The sequence below is a fragment of the Arthrobacter sp. UYEF36 genome, from assembly GCF_040547025.1.
In the GTDB taxonomy this organism is placed as follows: Bacteria; Actinomycetota; Actinomycetes; order Actinomycetales; family Micrococcaceae; genus Arthrobacter.
In genome coordinates, this window is record NZ_JBEPOX010000013.1 from 45717 (window position 1) to 68283 (window position 22567).

24 protein-coding genes and 1 pseudogene are annotated in these 22567 nt (G+C 65.1%); 13 read left to right on the forward strand and 12 right to left on the reverse strand.

Annotated elements, in window-relative coordinates:
- Window positions 1-40: 40 nt before the first annotated feature.
- From ABIB29_RS17350 to ABIB29_RS17360, 3 genes and pseudogenes are all read right to left on the reverse strand, one after another.
- Window positions 41-2014, reverse strand: a complete 1974-nt coding sequence (locus ABIB29_RS17350; RefSeq protein WP_354174051.1) for an ATP-binding protein — start codon at window positions 2012-2014, stop codon at window positions 41-43.
- Window positions 2015-2325: 311 nt separating this feature from the next.
- Entirely contained in the window at window positions 2326-2907 is a 582-nt protein-coding gene (locus ABIB29_RS17355; RefSeq protein ID WP_354174052.1) for a recombinase family protein, read from the reverse strand.
- Window positions 2908-3164: 257 nt separating this feature from the next.
- Window positions 3165-3566, reverse strand: a pseudogene (locus ABIB29_RS17360) (ATP-binding protein); the annotation flags it as partial.
- A 423-nt stretch (window positions 3567-3989) separates the two neighbouring features.
- On the opposite strand from ABIB29_RS17360, the gene ABIB29_RS17365 reads away from it, so the two are divergent.
- Complete coding sequence (locus ABIB29_RS17365; protein ID WP_354174054.1) at window positions 3990-4325, forward strand: YnfA family protein; 336 nt, start codon at window positions 3990-3992, stop codon at window positions 4323-4325.
- A gap of 32 nt (window positions 4326-4357) precedes the next feature.
- On the opposite strand, the gene ABIB29_RS17370 is transcribed toward ABIB29_RS17365, so the two are convergent.
- Window positions 4358-4891: a DinB family protein gene (locus tag ABIB29_RS17370; protein ID WP_354174055.1), complete on the reverse strand. Its 534-nt coding sequence runs from the start codon at window positions 4889-4891 to the stop codon at window positions 4358-4360.
- 97 nt (window positions 4892-4988) lie between these two features.
- Window positions 4989-5663, reverse strand: coding sequence for a metal-dependent transcriptional regulator (locus ABIB29_RS17375; protein ID WP_354174056.1), 675 nt, complete (start codon window positions 5661-5663; stop codon window positions 4989-4991).
- 295 nt (window positions 5664-5958) lie between these two features.
- Here ABIB29_RS17375 and ABIB29_RS17380 point away from each other — a divergent pair, with 295 nt between their 5' ends.
- The 9 genes from ABIB29_RS17380 to ABIB29_RS17420 all read left to right on the forward strand — a co-directional run bounded on the left by ABIB29_RS17380 (window position 5959) and on the right by ABIB29_RS17420 (window position 12863).
- Window positions 5959-6861 (forward strand): multicopper oxidase domain-containing protein, encoded by a 903-nt coding sequence (locus ABIB29_RS17380; protein ID WP_354174057.1) that lies wholly within the window; start codon window positions 5959-5961, stop codon window positions 6859-6861.
- Window positions 6858-8087: a ZIP family metal transporter gene (locus ABIB29_RS17385; protein WP_354174058.1), complete on the forward strand. Its 1230-nt coding sequence runs from the start codon at window positions 6858-6860 to the stop codon at window positions 8085-8087. Before ABIB29_RS17380 ends, ABIB29_RS17385 begins: the two co-directional genes overlap by 4 nt.
- A gap of 66 nt (window positions 8088-8153) precedes the next feature.
- Window positions 8154-8480 (forward strand): ArsR/SmtB family transcription factor, encoded by a 327-nt coding sequence (locus ABIB29_RS17390; protein ID WP_354174059.1) that lies wholly within the window; start codon window positions 8154-8156, stop codon window positions 8478-8480.
- Window positions 8477-9322 carry a cation diffusion facilitator family transporter gene (locus ABIB29_RS17395; protein ID WP_354174060.1) on the forward strand — a complete coding sequence of 282 codons (846 nt, stop codon included), beginning with the start codon at window positions 8477-8479 and terminating at the stop codon, window positions 9320-9322. The genes ABIB29_RS17390 and ABIB29_RS17395 overlap by 4 nt, the downstream gene beginning before the upstream one ends.
- A gap of 2 nt (window positions 9323-9324) precedes the next feature.
- A complete protein-coding gene (locus ABIB29_RS17400) occupies window positions 9325-9639 on the forward strand; it encodes a hypothetical protein (protein ID WP_354174061.1) in 315 nt (104 codons plus the stop codon).
- Between the two features lie 164 nt (window positions 9640-9803).
- Window positions 9804-10715, forward strand: a complete 912-nt coding sequence (locus tag ABIB29_RS17405) for a cation diffusion facilitator family transporter (protein ID WP_354174062.1) — start codon at window positions 9804-9806, stop codon at window positions 10713-10715.
- Window positions 10715-11410, forward strand: a complete 696-nt coding sequence (locus ABIB29_RS17410; protein WP_354174063.1) for a DsbA family protein — start codon at window positions 10715-10717, stop codon at window positions 11408-11410. The genes ABIB29_RS17405 and ABIB29_RS17410 overlap by 1 nt, the downstream gene beginning before the upstream one ends.
- 74 nt (window positions 11411-11484) lie before the next feature.
- Complete coding sequence (locus ABIB29_RS17415) at window positions 11485-12093, forward strand: hypothetical protein (protein ID WP_354174064.1); 609 nt, start codon at window positions 11485-11487, stop codon at window positions 12091-12093.
- Between the two features lie 164 nt (window positions 12094-12257).
- A complete protein-coding gene (locus tag ABIB29_RS17420; protein WP_354174065.1) occupies window positions 12258-12863 on the forward strand; it encodes a copper resistance CopC family protein in 606 nt (201 codons plus the stop codon).
- A 77-nt stretch (window positions 12864-12940) separates the two neighbouring features.
- Here the strand turns inward: ABIB29_RS17420 and ABIB29_RS17425 are convergent, their stop codons facing one another.
- From ABIB29_RS17425 to ABIB29_RS17450, 6 genes are all read right to left on the reverse strand, one after another.
- A complete protein-coding gene (locus tag ABIB29_RS17425) occupies window positions 12941-13399 on the reverse strand; it encodes a hypothetical protein (RefSeq protein ID WP_354174066.1) in 459 nt (152 codons plus the stop codon).
- 178 nt (window positions 13400-13577) lie between these two features.
- On the reverse strand, window positions 13578-15068 hold the full coding sequence (locus tag ABIB29_RS17430) for a multicopper oxidase family protein (protein WP_354174067.1): 1491 nt from the start codon (window positions 15066-15068) through the stop codon (window positions 13578-13580).
- Window positions 15068-15340: an SHOCT domain-containing protein gene (locus tag ABIB29_RS17435; protein WP_354174068.1), complete on the reverse strand. Its 273-nt coding sequence runs from the start codon at window positions 15338-15340 to the stop codon at window positions 15068-15070. Before ABIB29_RS17435 ends, ABIB29_RS17430 begins: the two co-directional genes overlap by 1 nt.
- Window positions 15341-15494: 154 nt before the next feature.
- The gene (locus ABIB29_RS17440) at window positions 15495-16376 is read right to left on the reverse strand and encodes a F510_1955 family glycosylhydrolase (RefSeq protein ID WP_354174069.1); all 882 of its coding nucleotides are present in this window, start codon (window positions 16374-16376) and stop codon (window positions 15495-15497) included.
- Between the two features lie 77 nt (window positions 16377-16453).
- The gene (locus tag ABIB29_RS17445) at window positions 16454-17098 is read right to left on the reverse strand and encodes a DUF305 domain-containing protein (RefSeq protein ID WP_354174070.1); all 645 of its coding nucleotides are present in this window, start codon (window positions 17096-17098) and stop codon (window positions 16454-16456) included.
- A gap of 136 nt (window positions 17099-17234) precedes the next feature.
- Complete coding sequence (locus ABIB29_RS17450) at window positions 17235-17711, reverse strand: hypothetical protein (RefSeq protein WP_354174071.1); 477 nt, start codon at window positions 17709-17711, stop codon at window positions 17235-17237.
- Window positions 17712-17952: 241 nt separating this feature from the next.
- Between ABIB29_RS17450 and ABIB29_RS17455 the strand changes: the two genes are divergently transcribed.
- Window positions 17953-18369 (forward strand): universal stress protein, encoded by a 417-nt coding sequence (locus tag ABIB29_RS17455; protein ID WP_354174072.1) that lies wholly within the window; start codon window positions 17953-17955, stop codon window positions 18367-18369.
- Window positions 18370-18417: 48 nt separating this feature from the next.
- Complete coding sequence (locus ABIB29_RS17460) at window positions 18418-18852, forward strand: hypothetical protein (RefSeq protein ID WP_354174073.1); 435 nt, start codon at window positions 18418-18420, stop codon at window positions 18850-18852.
- A 68-nt stretch (window positions 18853-18920) separates the two neighbouring features.
- On the opposite strand, the gene ABIB29_RS17465 is transcribed toward ABIB29_RS17460, so the two are convergent.
- A complete protein-coding gene (locus ABIB29_RS17465) occupies window positions 18921-19256 on the reverse strand; it encodes a heavy-metal-associated domain-containing protein (protein ID WP_354174074.1) in 336 nt (111 codons plus the stop codon).
- A 736-nt stretch (window positions 19257-19992) separates the two neighbouring features.
- Here ABIB29_RS17465 and ABIB29_RS17470 point away from each other — a divergent pair.
- Window positions 19993-22566 carry a heavy metal translocating P-type ATPase gene (locus ABIB29_RS17470; protein ID WP_354174075.1) on the forward strand — a complete coding sequence of 858 codons (2574 nt, stop codon included), beginning with the start codon at window positions 19993-19995 and terminating at the stop codon, window positions 22564-22566.
- The last annotated feature ends 1 nt before the right edge of the window (window position 22567 follow it).

A 22567-nucleotide genomic window follows, 5' to 3' on the forward strand; every position in this document is an offset into this window, starting at 1 on the left:
AGCTCAAACAGGACAGCTAAGCAGCGCCTCGCCCTCATCCTCAACTCGCCTGGGCGTCCCCTTCCGGGAAGAGGCCCTGAGGGATGACATCGCCGTGGTGCTCCATGAGGTATGCGCGTACATCCTCAAGGGATGGGTCGTGGTTGAGGCTTTGCTGATAAAAGTCGAGTCGGCGCTCCGCTTCATTCAAGACCTCACTCCACCTCTTTACCCATACGCGGTAGTTCACCGGAGAGTTGGGATCCACTCGTGACTGATCCAAAATGCCTGATGGTCGACCCTCCTGGTTGATATCACCCCGAACGGAGTCGTCGTAGTCGGTGACAAGCAACATGAAGTCCCATTCAGAGTGCGTGTCTGCAAACTGAGGATTAGCAACGACCGCTCGAGCGTACTTCTTGATCTGTGATGCTTCCTTGTCGGTCGCTTTCACAGCAGGGGCCTTAAGTTCCACCACAAGGTGCCGAATACGGTCGTGCTCTTTCGTCTTTGCGGACAGCATGAGATCGAGACGGCCCTGGCCGCCGTCGGTGAGACGAACATTACCCGCCTCTTTTGGATCCCTCCCGAGCATGTTCAAGTGCTGTCGTAGCGCATGCGTAAGCCCGCGCTCAGAGAACATCATGTTGAATTGCTCTCCGAAAACCCAGAGTTCACTTTCAAGCATCGTGTGAAGATGCTTTCGCTCCTTCACAACCTCGGAGGCTTGCTCATCGAAGATCATGTGGCGTAGAGCGGCCAGGAAGTCAATCCGATTGGTCACGCTTGTATTTGCCGCGATGAGTCGCGCTAGAGATGTCCGCTCCAGTAACCGCGTCAGCTGGTCTTTTTCCTCAGCGCTGAGGCCGACGAATTGATCCAGAAGGCTACCCAAGCCAGCAGGGTGTCGCTGCAATGTGTCCTTCAAGAGTCCAAGTGTCAATCGCCGCTGTTCCTTTTTCTTTGGCATATGTCGGCGGATGGCAGTTGCGACGACGTCGAAAGTGGCCTGCTCAACTTTCTGCTCTTCGGACTCGGGTCCGTCCTTATATGGGTAGGTATCGTCGCCCTTCCACGATTCCACCAGCTCACGCCTCTGTTCGTCTCGTCGCTCATCGAAGTAGCCGGTCAAGCGCGCATTGACCGCCTTTAGGAGCGATCCGATGACGCTCGGCTCTTGCTCCATCTGAGCAAGCATCCACTCCGCTGCATGCTGAGACATCTCCGGCCACAGAACGTACGCCGCATATCTGAAGTCCGCTGCAGGACTAGCCGGCAGGTCATCGACCGGCACCCCGTTGTGATCGCATAAGTGCAGGGTGCGCCCTTTGCCGCCCTTCCACTCGATAATGCGGAGCCTTGCTTCGTGCGCATGGTCGTCGTGGTTCCAGATCAAGGTCTCACTGACATCCCGTTCTATTTCGTCGGCGGGCTTCAGCGGGCGATGGTCAAGACTTACGGACACCTGGGGGTAAGTCATCAAGTAAGGGGCGAGGGCAGCGGTGATCTGTTCCCTCGCTAAGTCACTATCCAGACGGTCAAGCTTGTCCCGACCCGTGGCCTCAAATTTCGTCCCTGTTCTATCGGTGGACTCGGTTGGTTCGGGGCCTCTAAAGTCATTGCGATCCGGGACGGTTGCCGAGATCTCACACCTATAGCGCTGTCCAGCGGTGTCGTCAGCGACAGATACCCATCGCACAGTAGTTCCGAGCGCGAAGGCGCGTAGCCGACCTTGGCCGCGCTTACCGTGGAGCGGACGGGCCTCAGCGCCTTTCGTGGTTTGAGCCCCGCGTTTCCATGAGTTACCCACCCACTTAAATGACGATCTGATTTCGTCCGGGCTGATCCCATGTCCGTCATCCTCGACAGTGACGCCAACCACGCCCCCAGCTTCATTGCGCAAGAGGCTGACGGAAACGTCGTGTGCTTCTGCATCTAGGCTGTTCCACACCAGTTCGATGACGGCTTGCACCGGATTTCGTTCGTGCGCCAACGCCTCTACGTGGTCTGCCCCAGCCTCCAATTGAATACGCATGAGATAACCATGCCACTAGCTCACCTTCCTTCCTGACAAGGCCAACCCAGCTCCTCCATCCGGCCGACGGACCCTTCGCTTGCGTCGTGCGGCAGCGAAGCTAGCGACTATCGCTTGGGCACATCAATAACGACCCTTTGTGCCTGTGTAGACGACTTCGGAAAACGGCACCTCTTGTCAGTTTCAGAAGTCGTCTGCACTGGATCCCGCGGAAGTATGGGGCGAGTGCAGAGGACTGCTGACATCGGGATGTCAGCAGTCCTCTGCACCGTCATGCATTTTTTCAACAGTCGTCTGCACCAAGGACCGAGCTACGGGACTGCAACTGCTTCAGGGCTCGTGGCGGGGACCCAGCGGTACAGCGTGGGCACCGAGACCCCGAGGCTGGCGGCAACTTCCTTGGGCGGCGTTCCCTGGCTGAGGAGCTTCCGAGCTGAGCGGATCTTGGCCTCCGTCATTACACGCTTGCGTCCGCCGACCCGGCCCTGTTCGCGCGCTGCCTGGAGGCCCGCCTGGGTGCGTTCGACCATGAGCTCGCGTTCCATCTGCGCCAAGGAGGCCATCACGTTGAAGAAGAAGCGTCCGGAGGCGGTGGTGGTGTCGATCGAGTCGGTGAGGCTGACAAAACCAATTCCGCGTTCGTTCAGGCCTCCGGCGAAATCCAGGAGGTCCTTCACGCTACGGCCAAGACGGTCCAGCTTCCACACAATGAGGGTGTCTCCCTCACGAAGTGCTTCCAGCGCCTTGGCTAGACCGGGGCGGCCGGCCTTGGTGCCGCTCATTGTGTCTTCAAAAATGCGATCGCATCCTGCACTATTTAAGGCAGCCAACTGCAGATCAAGGTTCTGGTCGCGCGTGGACACTCTGGCATAGCCGATACGGTGTGCCGCCATATTGGTTTCTCTTCTCAAAACTCGATTCGGACCCCTGGGTCGACTGTACAGTTCCGAGAACTATTTGTGAGAACCGCCCGCCGGGGCGGGGCTTCTCATCACAATGGCGGTTTCCCGCAGAACGGCGTGGTGTTTCGGCGCCTCACTGAGTATTTGATGCCTTGAGAGCCACCCAATCTTGCGCTTCAGAGCCACCGATCGTGCGGAAGAGAGCCAGTGGTGGTGTGCTCGGGAGCCACTGGCCCTCGACCTCATCGTTAGGCGCTGGCCAGGGCGGTCTGCTCCCTCATGTTGTAGGTGCCGGTGTCGACCCAGGTGGTGTTGTGGATGATGCGGTCCATGATGGCGTCGGCGTGGACGCCGGCGCCGAGACGGTGATGCCAGTCCTTCTGCTGATACTGGGTGCAGAACACCGTCGACGTCTCGCCGTAACGGCGCTCCATCAACTCCAGCAACATCGTCCGCATCGATTCCGTCGGCCGATCAAGTAACCACTCGTCGATGACGAGCAGGGTGAAGGCAGCGTATTTCCGGAGGAACTTGCCGGCGCCGCCTGGGGTGTCTTGAGCTGCGACCCAGGCCTCTTCGAGGTCGGGCATCCGAACATAATGGGCGCGGATCCGATGTTCGCAGGCGCGTTTCGCGATCGCGCAGCCCATTGCGCGCGATGCCCTGCGCCGAGGCGATCGACCTGCCTGATAAACCCTGATTTCGTAACTGCAAGACAAGTTTCGCCTTGATCTTCCGTACCATTACCGGTACTCCTCCCACCACGTGGCCATCACGTGGTGGGAGGAGCTTTTCAGGTGGCTCTCAACCACGCCAATCGTGGCTCTGAACGACACGATCCGTGATCTGGGCAGGTGGCTCTGAAGCGCACGACAGGTGGCTCCCTTGGAAGCCAGTATTCACCTCACGGCAAGCGCCGACTTTCTCGATTCAATGCGTTCTTGAAATCCTTCGTTTGTGAGAACACCACTGGCAGCTGCGAGGGCGCTAGCGGTCATGGGGGAGTGAGCCGGCCAAACCGCCAGCCCCGGCCGGCGGGAGGCGCTGCAGGAACGGCAGGTGATGATGGATCCATGACCATCAAATCCGTTCTGCTCTTCATTCTTGCTGCCGCTGCCGAAATAGGGGGTGCATGGCTGGTGTGGCAGGCCGTCCGGGAAGACAGGTCATGGTGGTGGGCAGGACTGGGGGTCATCGCCCTTGGCATCTACGGATTTGTCGCAACACTTCAGCCTGACGCGCACTTCGGCCGCATCCTGGCCGCCTACGGTGGCGTGTTCGTTGCGGGGTCGCTGGCTTGGGCCATGGTTTTTGACGGCTTTCGCCCCGACCGGTGGGACGTCATCGGCTCCATGGTCTGTCTGGCGGGGGTGGCCATCATCATGTTCGGGCCTCGGAACGCTGGCTGAACGAGGCCAATAGCGACATGTGTTGCCCCTGGTCAGCTGCGGTGACGGAGGGTTAGCTGCAATGCGTGGAAATCGAAATGATGTGTGGGGTAGGCATACACATCATTGAGGGTCATCGACGGTGCGAAGAACGGATCCCACCTGTCCGGGAACGGCATCGACCGTGACAGTGACCTGTGACTCTCACGTTCCAGTCTGCGGGTGATCGCGGTGATGGTTTTGTCGAGCTTCCGGCCCATTCGTTGCTTGTTGTAGACGAGTGCTGCGCCGCGGGAACCCCAGTAATTTATGACGTCGAACGGACGCGTTCCGGCGTTCAGGACTGCGGCGAAGGCCTTGCCGACGGGCGTGGGGAGTCTGCTTACGACATGGACCATCGGAAGCAGGGCACGGACGACCATGTATCCGAAAACCATGTGGAAGAGCAGTTCTTCGTTGGTCCATCGGGTTCCGTGGCTCCTCTGTCGAAGATCCGCGGCCGTAGCACTTTCGAGCCAGTCGTTGAGGGCGTGGCGGGCATGGCTGTATCCGGCCAGGATTTCGGTCTTGGCTGGTGCTGATTCCACGTCGCGCCGCCCCCTTTCTTCAGGCTCTGGTGCTGCCGCGACCCGGGCGTGCCCGCGGTCCTTACATTATGGTCGCGCGGAAACTCAGTGCGTGCGGCTAGAGCGCTACCACCCAGATGGCCGCTGAGGCTGAGGAGCCCAGGTCGATGTCCCGGTCCCGTCCCTGCAACCTGATCGTGGTGACGTCTGCATACGGACGGTGTTCTCGAACGGAGAGCCTTGTGTCCGGCGCGAGGCCGAGTTCGGTGAAGTAGCGCAGCATCTGCGGATCCGCGTCGGAAATGCGGGTGATGGCCACCGCTTTGCCGGCGTCGGCGGCGGAGAGCTGGGTCGCTGCCGGAAGATGTGGATGACCGTCAGGGGTCGGTATCGGGTCGCCGTGCGGGTCCCGCGTCGGATGCCCGAGTGCCTGGTCAATACGCTCGATCAGTTTTTCCGAAACGGCATGCTCCAGGACTTCGGCCTCGTCGTGGACCTCGTCCCAGCCGTAACCGAGCATCTGGACCAGGAACGTTTCCAGGAGGCGGTGCCGGCGGACCATGGCCACGGCGTGGTCCCGGCCCGCGTCGGTCAGCTCGATGCTCCCGTACGGTGCATGCGTGACCAGGCCCTGCTTGGCGAGCTTCTTGATCCCGTCGGACGCGGTCGAGGACCTGACGCCCAGGCGTTCGGCCATCGCGCTGACGGTCATGGGGGTGGCGGACCACTCCGTGGCGGTCCAGATCAGCTTCAGGTAGTCCTGGGCTGTAGCGGACAAATCAGAAACCGGCATGCCATCAAGGGTACCAAGTCGGAGCAGAATGTTAGGCTTAACGAACAATTTTCTTAGCCCTTTGAAGTGAAAAGGAATCGGCATGCCGAAAAGACTCTCGGAGACGTTGCCGAGCAGGCGGTCCATGCTGTCCGGTGCTGCCGCGTTCGCTGCGCTCCCGGCCATTTCCACGCTGCAGCCTCAAGCATCCGGTGGGCATGACGGGCACGGCGGCGGGGCTACACCCCCGCCGAACCCGGGCTCAGCGTCGGGCGGACATTCCGGCGGTGGTACGGGCGGAACGAGCCCCACGGCGATGACGAACCATGCCGGCCACGCCGGGTTCGCGGGCGGGTCCGTGCTGCCGGAGCGGGCCGGCATTGACCCGACCGCTATCCTGCGGGACTTCGACCGCGGCAGGACCAGCACACTGCCGGATGGCCGGACCCTGCGCGAGTGGGACATCGTGGCGGTGGACAAGGACTTCGAAATCGCCCCGGGCATCATCTTCAAGGGGTGGAGCTATAACGGCCGCATCCCGGGTCCGACGCTGTGGGCCAGGGAGGGCGATGAGTTGCGTATCCACTTCACGAACGCCGGAGCTCACCCGCACACCATCCACTTCCACGGCATCCACCGCGCCACCATGGACGGCACACCAGGGATCGGCGCCGGTTCCATCGCCCCGGGCCAGAGCTTCACCTACGAATTCGACGCCACACCGTTTGGCACGCACCTGTATCACTGCCACCAGTCGCCGCTGGCCCCGCACATCGCGAAGGGCCTCTACGGGGCCTTCATCATCGAGCCCAAGGAAGGCCGGCCGCCGGCTGACGACGAGATGGTGATGGTCATGAACGGCTACAACACCGACGGCGGGGATGACAATGAGTTCTACTCCGTCAACGGCCTGCCCTTTCATTTCATGGACTTCCCGGTCAAGGTCAAGCAGCACGAACTGGTGCGCATTCACTTGATCAATGTTCTCGAATACGATCCGATCAACTCGTTCCACATCCACGGAAACTTCTTCTATTACTACCCGACCGGGACCATGCTGACGCCCAGCGAGTACACGGACACCATCTCCCAGGTCCAGGGCCAGCGCGGCATCCTCGAACTCTGCTTCCCGTACCCGGGCAAGTTCATGTTCCACGCCCACAAGACCGAGTTCGCCGAACTGGGCTGGATGGGCTTCTTCGAGGTGAGCGCGTCATGACTCTCGATGAGAAAACAAACTCGGCACAGGCCGCCGGAGTGCACCGCCGGCCACCGCTGCCACGCTGGCTGCTCGGGATCGGGCCGCTGGTCCTGATCGCGATCGTGCTGGGCCTGTTTTCCCTCCTGAACGCGCCGGGACTGTCCAAACTGTCCGAGGGCATTCCGCCCAAGGAGGAAATCGCCGTCGAGGACATCCGGCTGACACCCGGCCAGATCTCCATCACCGTCCGCAATGAGGGCCCGGATCCGGTGGCGATCGCCCAGGTCAACGTCTCTGACTACTACGCCCTGTTCACGCAAACGCGCGAAACCATGGCGCCGCTGGAATCCTCCACTCTCGCCGTCGAGTACAACTGGGTCGACGGCGACCCCTACGAGATCGCCCTCGTGACGTCCACCGGCGGTAAAATCCTTGCTGACATCGCGGCGGCGGCCCCGAGCCCGGAACGCGGCAGCCAGTTCTTCGGACTCATGACCCTCCTCGGCGTATACGTCGGCGTGATCCCGGTCGCCCTGGGCATGCTGTGGATGCCCTTCGTGCGCCGCTCCTCCGGAGCGTGGATCCGGGTCCTGCTCGGCGTCACCGTCGGACTGCTCGCCTTCCTGGCCCTCGACGCGACCCTCGAAGCCGTCGAGCTCGTGGCCAACAACGGCGCCTTCGGCGGAAGCATGGTCGTGTTCCTCGGGGCCCTGACCTCCTACCTCGTGTTGGAAGGAACGGACGCCTGGATGCGCCGGCACCAGAAACCCGGCGGCGCCCGGCCTGAGGCTTTGCCGCCCCGGCGCCTGGCTCTGTTGATCGCCATCGGCATCGGCCTGCACAACCTCGGCGAAGGCCTCGCCATCGGCTCCGCCTACGCCGTCGGATCCCTGGCCCTGGGGGCCTCACTGATCGTCGGCTTCGCCATCCACAACACCACCGAGGGCCTGGCCATCGTGACCCCGCTCGCCAAGGAACCCCCCGGGCTTGGTTGGCTCGGCGCCCTGGGACTCATCGCCGGGGCACCCGCGGTCGCGGGGGCACTGATCGGCGCCACCGTCTACCAGCCGGCCCTCTCCGCGTTCCTGCTGGGCATCGGCGCCGGCGCAGTAGCCCAGGTGGCCATCAAGCTGCTCCCGCTCCTGAAAGACCACCAAGGGAAAACCTTCACCGCCCTCACCAACCTCGGCATCATCCTCGGACTGGCCGTGATGTTTGTGACCGGACTCCTCGTCCAGGCCTAGGAAACCACCGGGGACCCCGGAAACTACACAATTGCGTGAATACACCGTCGCATGTACTTTGGAGCCATGGAAACCCTCTCGCACGCCCCGGTGCTGGCCCGCTTCGGCTACGCCGTGTCTGATCCGACCAGGGCACGGATCCTGCTGGCTCTGGCCGAGGCACCGGCCTACCCTTCCGACCTGGCCGAGGCCCTCGGGGTCTCGCGGCAGAGCATGTCCAACCATCTGACGTGCCTGCGCGGCTGCGGTCTTGTCGTGGCGGTTCCCGACGGCCGGCGGAACCGGTATGAGCTCGCCGACGCACGGCTGGGGCACGCGATTGGTGATCTCCTCGGTGTCGTACTGGCTGTGGACCCGGCCTGCTGCGCCCCCGACGGGACGTGCCTCGGATGACGGCGCTCCGACTGGAACCGGGCCCGGTCCGCCGCGCCGTGCTGAGCCGTCGGATCCGGCTCTTTGCCGCGGCGACCATCAGCTACAACGTCATCGAGGCCGTCGCGGCCCTGTGGGCCGGCGGCGTCGCGGATTCCTCCGCGCTGATCGGTTTCGGCCTGGACTCCGTGATCGAGGTGGCCTCCGCGGTCGCCCTGTCCTGGCAGTTCGCGGCGAAGGATCCTGAGCGGCGCGAACACCTGACCCTGCGGATCATCGCCATCAGCTTTTTCACCCTCGCCGCGTTTGTCACCGCGGACTCTGTGGCTTCGCTGGCCGGCGGCGGTGAAGCCCGGCACTCGACGCCCGGCATCGTCATCGCAGCCCTGAGCCTGGCCATCATGCCCGGGCTGTCCTGGCTGCAGCGCCGCGCCGGCCGCGAACTTGGCTCCCGGACGGCGGTGGCCGACTCTAAACAGACCCTGCTGTGCACCTATCTCTCCGCCGTGCTGCTGGTCGGGCTGGTGCTGAACAGTACGCTCGGCTGGTGGTGGGCCGACGCCGGCGCCGCCCTGGTCATCGCCGTGATCGCCGTCCGCGAAGGCGTCAACGCCTGGAAGGGTGACGTCTGCTGCACTGTCCCGCACGCCCACGCTGCGCCCGAGACCGAATCGGACGACTGCTGCGTCACCCCGCATCCGGGCACGCAACAGAGGGAATATAGCCGCGTCGTGACTGAGCCAGCCGTCTTTGGGGCGACGCAGGATGAGACCAAGGGCCAGGAGCCGCCCGGATGCTGTGAGGGCTGCGGCGCCGCTGAGCCTGATCCAGTGGGTCCGGCCCTGGCTCCCAGGAACGACTGAACATGGCCTACGAACTGCGCATCATCCCGGGCTGCCCGCATGGCGCCCCCGCTTTGGAGCTGTTCCGGGCGGCCTTGGCCGCCGAGGGCAGGGACCCGGAGCACGTGACGGTCCGTGAAGTACTCTCCGAGAACGAGGCCACTGCCCTGCATTTCCAGGGCTCGCCGTCCTTCATGAGCTCCGATCGTGACATGTTTCCAGCGAAGTCTGCCCCGGCCCTGAGCTGCCGCCTTTACCGCTCAGAAGGCGGCGTCGACGGGCTCCCTTCCGCCGCATCTTTGCGCGCCGCCCTCCGCGGCTTTGGTTCCGGAGCATGAGATGCGGCGGCGGTCCGGGCCCCGGCGGCCCCCGGTCCGGAGCGCGGTGATTGAGCGCGGGAGCCCTGATCCCCTGCGCACGGTCGCTGGCGGCTGCGCCGCTGTGGAACCCTTGACTGCCCCGGGGCCTTGTCCGACCGACCACACACCCTGGAGACAGTTCAATGAGCGGTCATAACCACGGCGCCGCCGGAGCCAGCAACCGCGGCAAGCTGATCATCGTTTTCTCCATCACGTTTGCCGTGATGATCGCCGAGATCATCGGCGCTCTCCTTGCCGGCAGCCTGGCGCTGCTGGCCGATGCCGGCCACATGTTCACGGACTCCACCGGATTGCTGATCGCGCTGATCGCAGCGTCACTGGCGCTGAAACCGGCTACATCGAAACGGACGTGGGGTTACAAACGGGCCGAAATTATTGCTGCGGCGGGCCAGGCCGCCCTGCTCCTCGGCGTCGGCGGCTTTGTCATCGTTGAGGGGATCCGCCGGCTCTTCGAGCCTCCGGAGGTCGGCGGAGACACGATGCTGTGGTTCGGCATCATTGGTCTCGCCGGAAATGTCCTCGGACTGATGGTCCTGGCCTCGGGCCGGAACCACAACTTCAACATGAAGGCCGCGTTCCTGGAAGTGCTCAATGACGCTCTCGGATCCGTGGCCGTGATCGTCGCGGCCATCATCATCGCCGTGACCGGCTGGGTCCAGGCCGACGCCGTCGTCTCGCTTTTCATCGGCGTCCTGATCATCCCCCGAACACTCAAGCTGCTCCGCGACACCGTCAACGTGCTGATGGAAAACGCACCCCAGGGACTGGATATGGCCCAGGTCCGCGAGCACATCCTGGCGCTGCCGCACGTCATCGACGTCCACGACCTGCACGCCTCCCTCGTAGCCTCCGGAACCCCGGTCCTCTCGGCCCACGTCACCGTCGAAGACAGCTGCATGACCGACGGCCATGCCGCCAGCATCCTCGCCGAGCTGCAGCGCTGCGTGGCCGAACACTTCGACGTCAGCGTCGAACATTCCACCTTCCAAATCGAACCCGCCGCCCACCGCGACCAGGAAAGTATCCCGCACTAATGACACAGACACCCACGAAATCCGCTCCCGCCCCGAGAGATCCCGCGAAGAAGGCGCGCCTCGTTATCTGGATCCTGCTCGGTGCCATCGTCGCCGCTGGAGTGATCTGGTACGCGGTGTTCACCGCCGCTAAACCCGCACCGGCACCCCCGCAACCGGCGGCCGCCGCGGAACTGGTCCGCTCGGACAGCCACCGCGTCACCTCACCCGTCACGGAGAAGGCCCAGCTCGTCGAGTTCCTGGACTTCGAATGTGAATCATGCCGCGCCGCCTATCCCCTTGTCGAAGAACTCAAGAAAGAGTACGGAGACCGGATCACGTTCGTGAACCGGTACTTCCCGCTCCCGGGACACCGGAACTCGGGCACCTCGGCCCTGGCCGTGGAAGCTGCGGCGCAGCAGGGCCAGTACGAGCAGATGTATGCCAAGATGTTCGAAACACAGCCCCAGTGGGGCGAAAAGCAGGACTCCCAGGCACCGCTGTTCAGGACCTTCGCGCAGGATCTGGGACTGGACTTGGCCAAGTATGACGCCGCGGTGGCGGATGAGAAGACTATTGACCGGATCCGTAAGGACGTCGCCGATGGCAGGGCGCTTGGCGTGACCGGAACGCCCACGTTTTTCCTCAACGGTGAGAAGCTGGTCCTGAGTACCGAGGCAGACTTCCGTCAGAAGCTGACCGACGCCGCCAAGTAGCAGCAACAGGTCAGGGTGTCCGTGGAGGACGCCACCGTGGTCAACGGGTCCACATCGGAGAGGAGCGGCGTGCCATGACACGACAGCGTGCGCCGTTCCGGCTGCTGCGCACAGCAGTTGTCGCTGCGGCGGTCATCTCTCTGGCCGCGGGAGCGCACGTCCTGGCCGGCGGGCAGCTGCCACCGGCTACCCTGATGGCCGCTTTGACGGCCTTGACTGCCCTAGGTGTGGTCCTCGTGACCAAATGGGAAATGACGGCGCTGTCCCTGGCCGCGATTCTGGCTGCCGGGCAGGCAGTACTGCACGAAGCCTTCTCCACCCTCTCGGGCCCGGCGGGCCCGACGTCGAACGCCCCGCTGCTCCACGTTCATGAAACGGTCGTCCGCGCCCCGGCGGCCTCGGCAGGGTCGGAACTGCACCGGCACCTGCCGGCTGACCTTGATTCGCCCATGTTGACGCTTCACGTGATCGCAACTCTGGCCACCGCGGTCCTGCTGGCCAGGGGCGAGGCGGCGCTCTGGGCCCTGGCGGCCTGGCTTCGCCCGCTGGCGGGCATTTCCGTAGTCCGGATGCTGTTCCTGCCGAGTCAGCCCCTGCCTGCTCCGCGGACTGTCACGCTGCGCCGATGGAGGGTTCTGCGTCGGCCTCCGCTGCGCGGACCTCCTGCCGCCGCCTGCCCCTAACGGCACAGCGAATTCCCTTCGGCCCAATCCGGTCGTCACCACTGGTGGCGACCGAACGGATCCTGGCACGCCCGTTCAGCGGACGGGCCAGATTTGTGGCCCCTGTGCCGTGGTGCAGCTTAGCTGCGATGACCCATGTCTCCCACGGAAGAACAGAACTGACAATGAATGCACGACTGACCCTCAAGACGCGCCTCCGGCTGGCAGCCGTGGCCACGATCATGATCCCCGCGGCCGCAATATCCTCGCCGGCCTTGGCGCACGACGCACTCTCATCCACGAGCCCGGCCCAGGATTCCGTTGCAACTATGGCCCCGGAAACCGTGACCCTGACACTTTCGGAACCGCCCGCGAACTCCGAGAACCTGAATCTGAGCACCATCACCGTTACCGACGGCGCCGGGAAGACCATCAGCGATGGCAAAGTCACCGTTTACGGCCCGATGCTCTCCACCAACCTCGACGCGGGGACGGCCGGAACGCACACCGTCCTGTGGCGAACCGTGTCATCTGACGGACACCCCATCGAAGGAAAATACTCCTTCACCGTCCAGCCCGCGGCCGGCGCCGGAACCCTCACGCCTTCGGCGGCGCCTACTGCCTCGCCGTCGGCTTACCCTTCAGCGGCCACGGCTCCTGCACCAACCTCAGTCCCGCCGCCCAATAACGACAACGCCCCGCTCGTTCTCGGGATCGCGGCGGCCATCCTGGCCGCCGCCATTGGCGGAGGGCTGGTCCTGCGCAACAGACGCAACAACCCCCAGCCGTAGTTCAACGCCCGTGTCCTATGGCCCCCGCCATGGGACACGGGCAGGATCGGCTCGCGCAGGCGGTTCGGGCGACGGCGTCAGACCACGGGGACAGGACTGCGACGGGAACGCACCATCCGCAACGCCATGGCAGTGACGGCGGCGCCGGCCATGACAACAAACGACACCACTCCGGCGGTAAACAGCGCAGGGGCGAATCCGGGAGGCGGCACGGACGAATCTGCCGCGACAATAATGGCCCCCCAGTAAGCAGCCGTGCCTGCCAGCCAAAGTGCCCCCGCTGCGCTGGCCACCCAGGACAAGCGCGCGAACCACCGCACCCCGCTTCGGTAGGAAAGGGCCACGGCGACCAGGATGACGCCGGCGACGGCGAGCAGCTGGGCGCCCAGAAGATACGGTCCCGCCACCAGGCCGACGGGCACGCACAGTCCGCCAATCATGAACAGCCGCCGGGCACCCAGCGGCATCGCCCCGGGCCTGTCCTGAACTGCAGCCGCCCCCAAACTATTCCGGGCAGTTGTGGTTTCTTCTGTCATGGCAGTACCTGTTCCTGGCTGAACTGCCCCGGCTTTACGCAACGGATGCAGGTGATGGCACGACCAGGTTCGTTCGGACGTTGTCCGGGCCGCACTCAAGACAGTACAGGCTTCGCTTGATCGACCGTCCGGGCATCGCTAAACCCGACGTCAGGCCAGGGTGCCTCAATGAGACGTCTCACCGGACTTCGAGGGCACCCATCATGCCGAGGTCCTCGTGGTCCAGGATGTGGCAGTGGTAGGCCGAGCGGCCGCGGAAGTCCTTGAATGCCACCCTGACCTTCACGCGCCCGTTTGCGGGTACGTTCACCACATCCTGCCAGATGGGGGTGTTCGTCTCTGGGCCGTTTTCCTCGATGATTTGCATCGGCCAGACGTGCAGGTGGAAGGGGTGGTCCATGGGGCTGGTGTTGGTCAACGTCCATTCCTCCACATTCCCGGCCGCTACCGTGGTGTCTGTTCTGGCCTCGTTGAACTCCCTGCCGTTGATGGTGAAACGCATCATGCCCCCGCCCCCGCCCCCGCCTTCGCCCATGCCGATGCCCATGCCCATGCCGGCGGCCAGGACGATCTGACGGCGGGCCGCGACGGCGGCTGACCGAAGGTCGCCCAGCCCCTGTTGAGCAGGCACGGCGGTCAGGGATGCGACCGGTTCGCCGGCTACCCGGAGGGTGGCCAGTGCGGCGCCGTCCGGCTGATCTGGAGGGTTGCGCGCTCCGGATCCCGGACCCATCATTCCCGGCATGCTTCCCCGGCTCTGGTAGAGCGCGCGCAGCACGGAGTCCCCGGCCGTGGTGGTCACGAGGAGGTCCGCCCGGTTTCCCGGCGTCAGGAGAAGTTCATCCACGCTCTTGGGTGTCGGGAAGCGGCCGGAGTCCATACCGAGGAGCTGCAGCTGCTGTCCGTCGAGTCGCAGACGGAGGTAGCGGGACACGCAAGTGTTGATGATGCGCCACCGTTCGCGTTGTCCGGGGCGGGCGCTGAATTGCGGGTTGCTTTGACCGTTGACGAGGATCAGTTCACCTTCCCGGCCCATCATCCGTTCCATCTCCGGGACTTCCGGGATGTTCCCCAGGCCGTCCAGAGTGGTGTCCGAAATGACCAGTACCCGCTCCGCACTTGCCTCGATGGGTTCAGGGTCCTCAACGATGATCGCTCCGAAGAGGCCAGCGAAGATCTGATCGGCGACCATGCCGTGGTGGTGGGGGTGGTACCAGTACACGCCGGGGGGATGGTCCTCGGGAAGTTTGTATTCGTAGTCGAAGGTGCTGCCGGGTTCGACCGAGACGAAGACGTTGTCTCCGTTGCCCTCGGGGGAAACGTGGAGGCCGTGCACGTGCAGGTTGGTGGCCTGGGTCAGCTTGTTGACGAGCCCGATCTTCAGTACGTCCCCGGCGCGTACGCGTAGTGTCGGGCCGGGGATGCCGTCGTTGTAGCCAAGGGCTGCGGCCTGACGGCCTGCCAGCAGAATCTGTCCGGGTGCGGCTTCGAGCCGCACCTGCAGCTGGCCGTTGGTGCTTCGTTCCTCCGGAGGCTGGGTCAGGTCGCTTCCCGTAACGGGAGTCTGCTGCGACGACAGGGTCCAGATCAGCCCGGCACCGCCGGCCGCTGTCCCCGCAATGCCGAGCCCGCCCAGCAGCACCGCCTTGCGGCGGCTGATGGGCTTCACTATGGTCCCTCACCGAGCACTTTGAGTTGCTCGCGGTATTGGTCTGCGGTGAGTTCTCCTCTCGCAAAGCGCTCGTCGAGGATCTGGCGGGCCCTGCTCCCTCCGGCGGGCGGCGGCCCGCCTGGCCCCGGGGGGCCCGGAGGTCCGTATCCATTACGGACGCCGCCGCCAAAGACTCTTACCGCAAGCAACACCAGCAGCGCGATCCCAATGAGCAGCAGAGGAATCCAGAGCCACATCCATCCCATGCCTTGTCCGTAACCCCACATCATGATTTGTGCCTTTCGTTTCTAAAGTTACTTCCGACTCTTCGCGCGGCCTCGGCTGACAGCTAGAGTCCGAGGTCCCGGTCCACTCGGGCCGGTTTTCTACGCACCGCAACAGTCGGCAGCAGGCCTCGGTGCAGGGCCTGCAGTGTTCGTGCGGTCAGGAGGCGTCGGCGGGCCCGAACGTGACTCCTCCGTCGGTGGAGATGACGACCCCGCTGGCCGTGGCGGCCCAGATGGTGGGGTTTGTCTCCACGCCCTTAACTGCTGCCACAGCCTGGACCGTGTCGTCGATTTTGCCCTTTCGGGTCCAGGTCGCGCCGGCATCTGCCGAGGTGTGGACGGTCCCGTCGGGTTCGATTCCGACCGCCTCGGCGGGGCTGGCGAAAGCGGCGAACTGGACCACTGGTCCGGAGTCCACCGTGTTCCAGGTTTTACCGCCGTCCGTTGAGCGGTGGATCCCCTGTGGGGTGGTTGCCAGGACAGTGTCGCTGGTGGGGTTTCCGGCAAGGATGGCCGGGACGAAATCCGCGGCCGCCGCGGTCCAGGTTTTCCCGTCCGGGCTGGTGCGCAGTGCGCCGTCGAAGCCGACGATTCCGGATTTGGTCGCGGTGAGCGCGTGGAAGTCGGATTCACCCTGACGGGAGAGCGTTTCCCAGGTTTTGCCGGCGTCGGTGGATCTGATCAGCCCGAGCGGGTCGGCCAGGTCGGAGCCCTCTCCGGGGTGTCCGGAAGCGTAGAGGACGCCGTGGTCGGTGCCGCCGGTGAAACCCATCAGGTCGTTGGTGGGGCCGATTTTGGCGGCGGGCTGTTTCGTGATGTCGAACAGGCCATCGTGGGTGGCCAGGAGCACCTGGCCGGTTGTGCTGATGCTCAGCCCGTGAACGTGGGCGTCCGGCAGGGGGCTGCTGCCGTTGCTGATTGCGGGGGAGGTTCCGGCCGCGCCGGAGGGCGGGCTGCAGGCGGACAGGGCAAGGACGAGGCCGGCGCCGGCTGCCAGAACAGCTGTGGCGCGGACCCGGGGGCGGGAGGGATTGGACATGGGGGCTCCAGGGATTCAGGTGGGGAAAGGCAGGGTTGGGCGCCGGCCCGCGACGGGCCGGCGCCTAGGGGAACCGGTCAGAGGGTGGCCAGCAGGTCCTGCATTTCCTTGATTTCAGCTTCCTGGGCGGTCACGATGTCTTTGCTGAGTTGAATCGCTTCGGCGTTCTTACCCTGGGATATTTCGGTCTGGGCCATCATGACGGCGCCTTGGTGGTGGGCGATCATCCCGGTCAGGAAGAGCTTGGCCGCTTCGGTGCCCTGGGCGGCCTCGAGCTTGCTCAGATCGTCATCGCCCATCATCCCGTCGCCCATGCCATGGCCGGAAGCCATCTGGGCCGGTTCGTTCCAAGCCTTGAGCCAGCCCGTCATCTGCTCGATTTCGGGGGCCTGCGCGGCCTTGATCTTGGTGGCGAGGGCGGTGATCCGGGCATCCATGCCCTGTTTCTTGAGCATCATTTCGCTCATTTCGACGGCCTGTTCGTGGTGCGGAATCATTCCCTGGGCGAACATGGTGTCGGCCTCGTTGTGTTCGGTAGCGGCGGCCGGTGCACTGCTGGACCTCATCCCCGGGCCCTGGCCCATTCCTGGCGTCGAGCTGGCGGAGGACGCAGGGCTGCTGGAGGTGGCAGACGGTGCGGAGGGGCCGGTTGAGCAGCCCGCGAGGGCGAGTGCCGCAGCGATGGCGGTCGCGGAAAGGGTCAGAAACTTCGTGTTCATCATGGCTGTTTAAGTCCTTCAAGACATCAGGGGGCACGTGGGCGCCAAGGGGTGTGTGCATCAGTGATGCGCCCGGCTCAGAGGAAGAGAGTCAGGCAAGGGGCGTGCGCCGGTCAGGTCACAGCGCGGGGCCCTGTTTTTACGTTCGGCTGATGCAGAGCTCGCCCGGTGAAGGACTCCCGGGGAGATAGGACCACAGCGCGCTAATCGCGCTCTGCGTCCCTGCGTTGGTGTTGCTGGCGATGATTCCGGTGCCGGGCAGCGGTGCGGTCAGGGAGGCCGTCTTCGCCGACGGGGTGCAGGCGGCGGTCATGGACTGCATGCTGGTGCAGGTGTTCGAGTCCGTGCACTGCACGGTCCGGGCACCCGCTTCGTCCTGTGCTGCGGGCGTTTCCGGGGCGGAGGATGGTCCGGGAGGATGAACTCCGGTGTGACCGGCGGGGGATGCGTCGTGATGGGCGCCGGCGGTTGCTGCCGCCGTGGCCGGGGAGTGCATGGCATGGGTGGCGGTCATGACGTGCATACCGAAAATCCCGGCCATGAGGGCCAGGACCGCAGTAAGCAGGCCCGCACGGCGGAGGAACGCGATCGCGGTGGCGTGTGCCGGTGCGGTCATGACGGTCCTCCCTTCCTGTGGCGGGCTATCTGTTTCAAGGCTACCGGCCCTGCGGCAGGGCACGTACCGGTACAACGATCCTGTAAGGGACTTTGTTTCTGTCGCCGGCCGGTGCACGTGGTCGGGACGTTCGATCTTGCGGGTAAAACCCTGCGGGGACCACACTAAGGGCAACAGTTGCGGGACTTGGCGGAGGGCGGCGCTCATGGGCGGCGACGGTGTATTCAGTATCGTGGCCGGGGTGGACGGTTCTGCCCCGTCGCGCCTTGCCCTGGAATGGGCAGTCACGGAGGCCCGGTTGCGCAACGGCCAGGTCAGTGCCGTGACCGCCTGGGAGTTCCCGCCCACAACCGTTGGCATGGAAGGCATGGTCTGGGACCCGGAGGTCTTCCCTCAGACCGCACGTCAGCTCCAGAACGAGGCCCTGAAGCGTGTGGACAGCGAAGGCGTGACGGTGACCGGGGACGTTGTCCAGGGAAACGCGGCCGCCGTGCTCCTGCGGGCCGCGGAGAACGCTGACCTGCTGGTTGTGGGTTCCCGTGGTCTCGGAGGATTTGCCGGATTGCTGCTCGGCTCCGTGTCCACCCAGGTCCTCCATCACGCCCCCTGCCCGGTGCTCGTGGTCCGGAACCGGTCCCGGACCGCAGGCGAGGAATGAGTTACCCGTTGGCCCGCAAGGGGAACCTCTTCGGCGAAAGCAGTGGCCGTGACCGGTGACCACTCCTCCGACCTGCATCCGCCGGCCGGTCCCGACGGCGGAGCCGTTCCGGGGCGGACCGTCCGGGGCAGGTTCCACGCGCTGTGGCACACGGTGGTCGGAGCGGTGGGCCTGATCATGGGCCTCCTTCCACACGTCCTGCACCACATCGGACTGCTTGCCGGAACCGCGCTGGTGGCCGGATCCGGTGGCACCGCACTGTTCGGGGCACTCGGGCTTCTGGCATCCATTCCCATGCTGGTCCGTCTCTACCGTCGGTTCGGCAGCTGGATCGCGCCGGCGCTGGGACTGGCCGTCTTCGCCGCCATGTTCTCCCTGTCAGCGTTTGTCATCGGCCCGGCCATCAGCGGCACCGGAGGCGACGTGACGCCGGGCCCGGTACCCACCCCGGGCCACACAAGCGAGCACACCGGAGGCCACTGAACACCCAGGGAAATCCCTGGACATCCGGGAGACATGGTCCTCGCCGGGGCCAAGGGACTGTGGAGACGCTACTTCGCGCCGGTCAGGGCGTAGCCGGAGGAGCGCACGGCCTCAGTCAGCGCCTCGAGGTTGGCGGTGCCGGTGACGCTGAGGCGTGACGTGCCGCCCGGGACCAGGTCGACGGCCGCTGACTGGACCCCGGATACCCGGGACACGGCCTTCTCGACGGTCTGGACGCAGGTCAGCCCTTCCAAGACGTACTGCGCATCGGACGCCTGAGCCTCTGACGTTCCGGCGGCCGAAGCTGCAGCCTGTGTTTCGGCCGCGGGGGCGCAGCAGCTGCAGCCGTGTTCGGAAGTGGAGGCCAGGGGGAGCTGGGTTCGTGTTTCGGTTGTTCCGCACATGTCAGTTTTCCTTCGAAGCGAGGGATACAGGGGGCTGTTGTGGTTGAACGGCTGTAGCGGCCTGGGGCCCGGACAAACCACGTCACTGACAACACTCAAAGGATACCCCCTGGGGGTATAAGTCGCAAGAGTCAAGGGTGCCGTCCGGCTGTCCCTATCCCCGGAGGGCGCAGCGTTCCTGGCGTTGTTCAAAGGAGCCGCGGGCTCCCGTTTGACCCCTGAGGCCAGGCTCGCGCCCGTCATCCGGTTTAGCGTCCTGCCGTTCCTCATGGGGAATGAGGCAACCTGACCCCGGCCGGCGAGGCCAAGGCGGGGGGAGCAAAGACTCTGATGCGGCAGGCCGTGCGGGTTGATAGTGAACCAGCGGCGCCCGTGCCCCTGCGCGCCGTCAGGAGGCAGCGATGGGCGTTTGGGGCTGCATCCTGGTAGGGCGCCAGGGACGCCGAGCGTCATCCGCCGCCATGTCAAGGCAGAGACATTGACGCATACCCCTAGGGGGTATATGTTCGGCTTAACCGGAAAACGACGTCCCGGGCGAAAGCCCTTACGCAATGAAGGTCCGGCTACGGGTGGACAGAGCTCGCAGCCCTCCCAGGATTCCCTCATTGCCAAAGGACTCACCTTGCCTTCCGACCCCAGCCCCGCACCCGATCACCAACCGGCACCGGCCAACGGCCGCAGCCTGCCTGCTGATGAGGCCGTCCCGCCGGGCAGCGCCGGCGTAGAAGGAGGAGCGGTGACTGCGCTTCTGAAACGCACCGTCGTGGAGGTCCGCGGCCTGCAATGGGCTACTTCCAAGGCAGTCGTGGAACACGTCCTGCTGCAGCGGCCCGGAGTCGCCGCCGTCGACGCGAACCCGGTCGCCCAGACCGCGACCGTGAGCTTTGACCCGTCCGTGACCTCCGTGCAGCAGATCTCCGGATGGATCCGGGACTGCGGATACCACTGCCGGGGCGAATCGGTCCCCGACCACGTCTGCTACCCGATGGAAGACACCACGCGCACTCCCGGGACGAGGCATGACACCGCCGGCAAGGCCGGCGCCGGCCAGCCGTCCGGGCACGTCCACCCGGGTGCAGCACCTCCAATGGAGCATGTGCACCCGACGGAGCCGGATCACCAGACCATGCACCCCGGGCATGCGCCGGAAACGGCGGAACCCCACCCCGGGAATGCCCAGCCTGCAACGGTCAGCCATGCTGAGCACGGTCCGGGCCCGCACGGTGCGATGCCCCGGACCCCGCAGGACACGATGGGCCACGGCGGACACCACGCCGGAATGTCGATGGATGACATGGTCAAGGACATGCGCAACCGCTTCCTGGTCGCAGCCATCGTGTCAGTAGGGGTGACGCTCTGGTCCCCGATGGGCCGGGACATGTTCGGCTTCACCGCGCCGACCCCGTTCGGGCTCCGTGACGACGTCATGGCCCTGATCCTGTCCCTTCCGGTCATTTTCTACTCGGCCTGGATCTTCTTCGACGGCGCCTACCGGGCGCTGAAGGCCCGCACGCTGGACATGATGGTCCTGGTCGCGATCGCTGTGGGCACCGGATGGCTTTACAGCGTCTGGGTCACCTTCACCGGCGGCGGTGAAGTGTTCTACGAAGCCGCCACCGTCCTGACCTCCTTCGTGCTGCTGGGCCACTGGTTCGAGATGCGCGCACGCGGCGGGGCGAACGAGGCCATCCGCACGCTGCTCGAGCTGGCCCCACCAGTCGCGGTCGTCATCCGCGACGGCGACACGGTCGAGATCCCCACCTCCGAGGTCCAGACCGGGGAACTGCTGCTGATCCGGCCGGGATCGAAAATCCCTGTTGACGGGCAGGTCGAGGACGGCCAGTCGGAGGTCGATGAGTCCATGGTCACGGGCGAGAGCCTTCCGGTGACCAAGACCATCGGCTCGGACGTCATCGGCGCCTCCATCAACACCACCGGCACGATGCGGGTCCGGGCCACCAAAGTCGGCTCCGACACGGCCCTGGCGCAGATCGTGGCCCTCGTCCAGGAGGCCCAGAACTCCAAGGCACCAGGCCAGCGGCTGGCCGACCGGGCCGCGTTCTGGCTGGTCCTGGTCGCACTGATCGGCGGAACCCTGACGTTCGCGGCCTGGCTCGCCCTCGGCGCCGGAGTCGAGACGGCCCTGCTGTTCGCCATCACCGTTGTCGTGATCACCTGCCCCGACGCGCTGGGACTTGCCACGCCGACGGCCATCATGGTCGGCACCGGCCTAGGCGCCAAACGCGGCGTTCTGTTCAAGAACGCCACCGCCCTGGAAGTCTCTGCCAGGATCGACACCGTCGTGATGGACAAGACCGGCACCCTGACCAAGGGCGAACCGGAAGTCACCGACGTCGTCGTGGAGGGGATCGGCGAAAACGAACTCCTGGCCTTGGTCGCCGCGGTGGAGCAGGAATCCGAACACCCGCTTGCCGCGGCTGTGGTCCGGCACGCCCGCGAACACGGCGCACCCTCCCTGGCGGCCTCGGACTTCCTCAACGTTCCCGGGCACGGTGCCGGCGCTACCGTGGACGGGCGCCGGGTGCTGGTCGGCAACCGCAGACTCATGGCCAACGAAGGCATCGACCTGGGCCCGCTGGCCGCGGTGCGCGATGAACTTGCAGACACCGGACGGACCGCCGTCCTCGTCGCCGTCGACGGCAAGGCCGCCGCGGTGATCGCGTTGGCCGACGCCGCGAGGGAAACCGCGGCCGCCGCAGTTGCGGCCTTGCACGAGGCCGGGATCGAGGTCGTCATGCTCACCGGAGACAACGAAGCGACCGCCCGGAGAATCGCCGGCCAGCTCGGCATTGACACCGTCATCGCCGAGGTGCTCCCCGGAGACAAATCGGCCAAGGTAGCCCAGCTTCAACAGGCAGGGAAGAAAGTCGCCATGGTCGGCGACGGCGTCAACGACGCCCCGGCCCTGGCCCAGGCCGACCTCGGCATCGCGATCGGCGCCGGCACCGATGTGGCCATCGAAACGGCCGACCTCGTCCTGATGCGCTCGGACCCGCTTGATGTGCCCATCGCCCTGCGGATCGGCAAAGGCACCCTGCGCAAGATGCGCCAGAACCTGGGCTGGGCCGTGGGATACAACGCGATAGCGCTGCCCATCGCAGCAGGGGTCTTCGCCTTCGCCGGCTTTGTCCTCAGCCCCGAGATCGCGGCCCTGTCGATGTCCGGGTCCAGCTTCCTGGTCGCCGTCAACGCCCTGCTGCTCAAGAGGCTCAGGCTGCCCCGGCCGGAAACACCCGAGGCCACCACCGCGCACGCTGACCGGCCGCTGGCCCCGGCCGGGAACCGCTAGG

Coding starts and splice junctions, on each gene's coding strand:
- ABIB29_RS17350 (WP_354174051.1), bottom strand. CDS start 2,014: ATGCGTATTCAATTGGAGGCTGGGGCAGACCACGTAGAGGCGTTGGCG.
- ABIB29_RS17380 (WP_354174057.1), top strand. CDS start 5,959: ATGACGAACCATGCCGGCCACGCCGGGTTCGCGGGCGGGTCCGTGCTG.
- ABIB29_RS17425 (WP_354174066.1), bottom strand. CDS start 13,399: ATGACAGAAGAAACCACAACTGCCCGGAATAGTTTGGGGGCGGCTGCA.
- ABIB29_RS17355 (WP_354174052.1), bottom strand. CDS start 2,907: ATGGCGGCACACCGTATCGGCTATGCCAGAGTGTCCACGCGCGACCAG.
- ABIB29_RS17450 (WP_354174071.1), bottom strand. CDS start 17,711: ATGACCGCACCGGCACACGCCACCGCGATCGCGTTCCTCCGCCGTGCG.
- ABIB29_RS17410 (WP_354174063.1), top strand. CDS start 10,715: ATGACACAGACACCCACGAAATCCGCTCCCGCCCCGAGAGATCCCGCG.
- ABIB29_RS17395 (WP_354174060.1), top strand. CDS start 8,477: ATGACGGCGCTCCGACTGGAACCGGGCCCGGTCCGCCGCGCCGTGCTG.
- ABIB29_RS17445 (WP_354174070.1), bottom strand. CDS start 17,098: ATGATGAACACGAAGTTTCTGACCCTTTCCGCGACCGCCATCGCTGCG.
- ABIB29_RS17385 (WP_354174058.1), top strand. CDS start 6,858: ATGACTCTCGATGAGAAAACAAACTCGGCACAGGCCGCCGGAGTGCAC.
- ABIB29_RS17400 (WP_354174061.1), top strand. CDS start 9,325: ATGGCCTACGAACTGCGCATCATCCCGGGCTGCCCGCATGGCGCCCCC.
- ABIB29_RS17415 (WP_354174064.1), top strand. CDS start 11,485: ATGACACGACAGCGTGCGCCGTTCCGGCTGCTGCGCACAGCAGTTGTC.
- ABIB29_RS17440 (WP_354174069.1), bottom strand. CDS start 16,376: ATGTCCAATCCCTCCCGCCCCCGGGTCCGCGCCACAGCTGTTCTGGCA.
- ABIB29_RS17420 (WP_354174065.1), top strand. CDS start 12,258: ATGAATGCACGACTGACCCTCAAGACGCGCCTCCGGCTGGCAGCCGTG.
- ABIB29_RS17365 (WP_354174054.1), top strand. CDS start 3,990: ATGACCATCAAATCCGTTCTGCTCTTCATTCTTGCTGCCGCTGCCGAA.
- ABIB29_RS17465 (WP_354174074.1), bottom strand. CDS start 19,256: ATGTGCGGAACAACCGAAACACGAACCCAGCTCCCCCTGGCCTCCACT.
- ABIB29_RS17435 (WP_354174068.1), bottom strand. CDS start 15,340: ATGATGTGGGGTTACGGACAAGGCATGGGATGGATGTGGCTCTGGATT.
- ABIB29_RS17390 (WP_354174059.1), top strand. CDS start 8,154: ATGGAAACCCTCTCGCACGCCCCGGTGCTGGCCCGCTTCGGCTACGCC.
- ABIB29_RS17405 (WP_354174062.1), top strand. CDS start 9,804: ATGAGCGGTCATAACCACGGCGCCGCCGGAGCCAGCAACCGCGGCAAG.
- ABIB29_RS17375 (WP_354174056.1), bottom strand. CDS start 5,663: ATGCCGGTTTCTGATTTGTCCGCTACAGCCCAGGACTACCTGAAGCTG.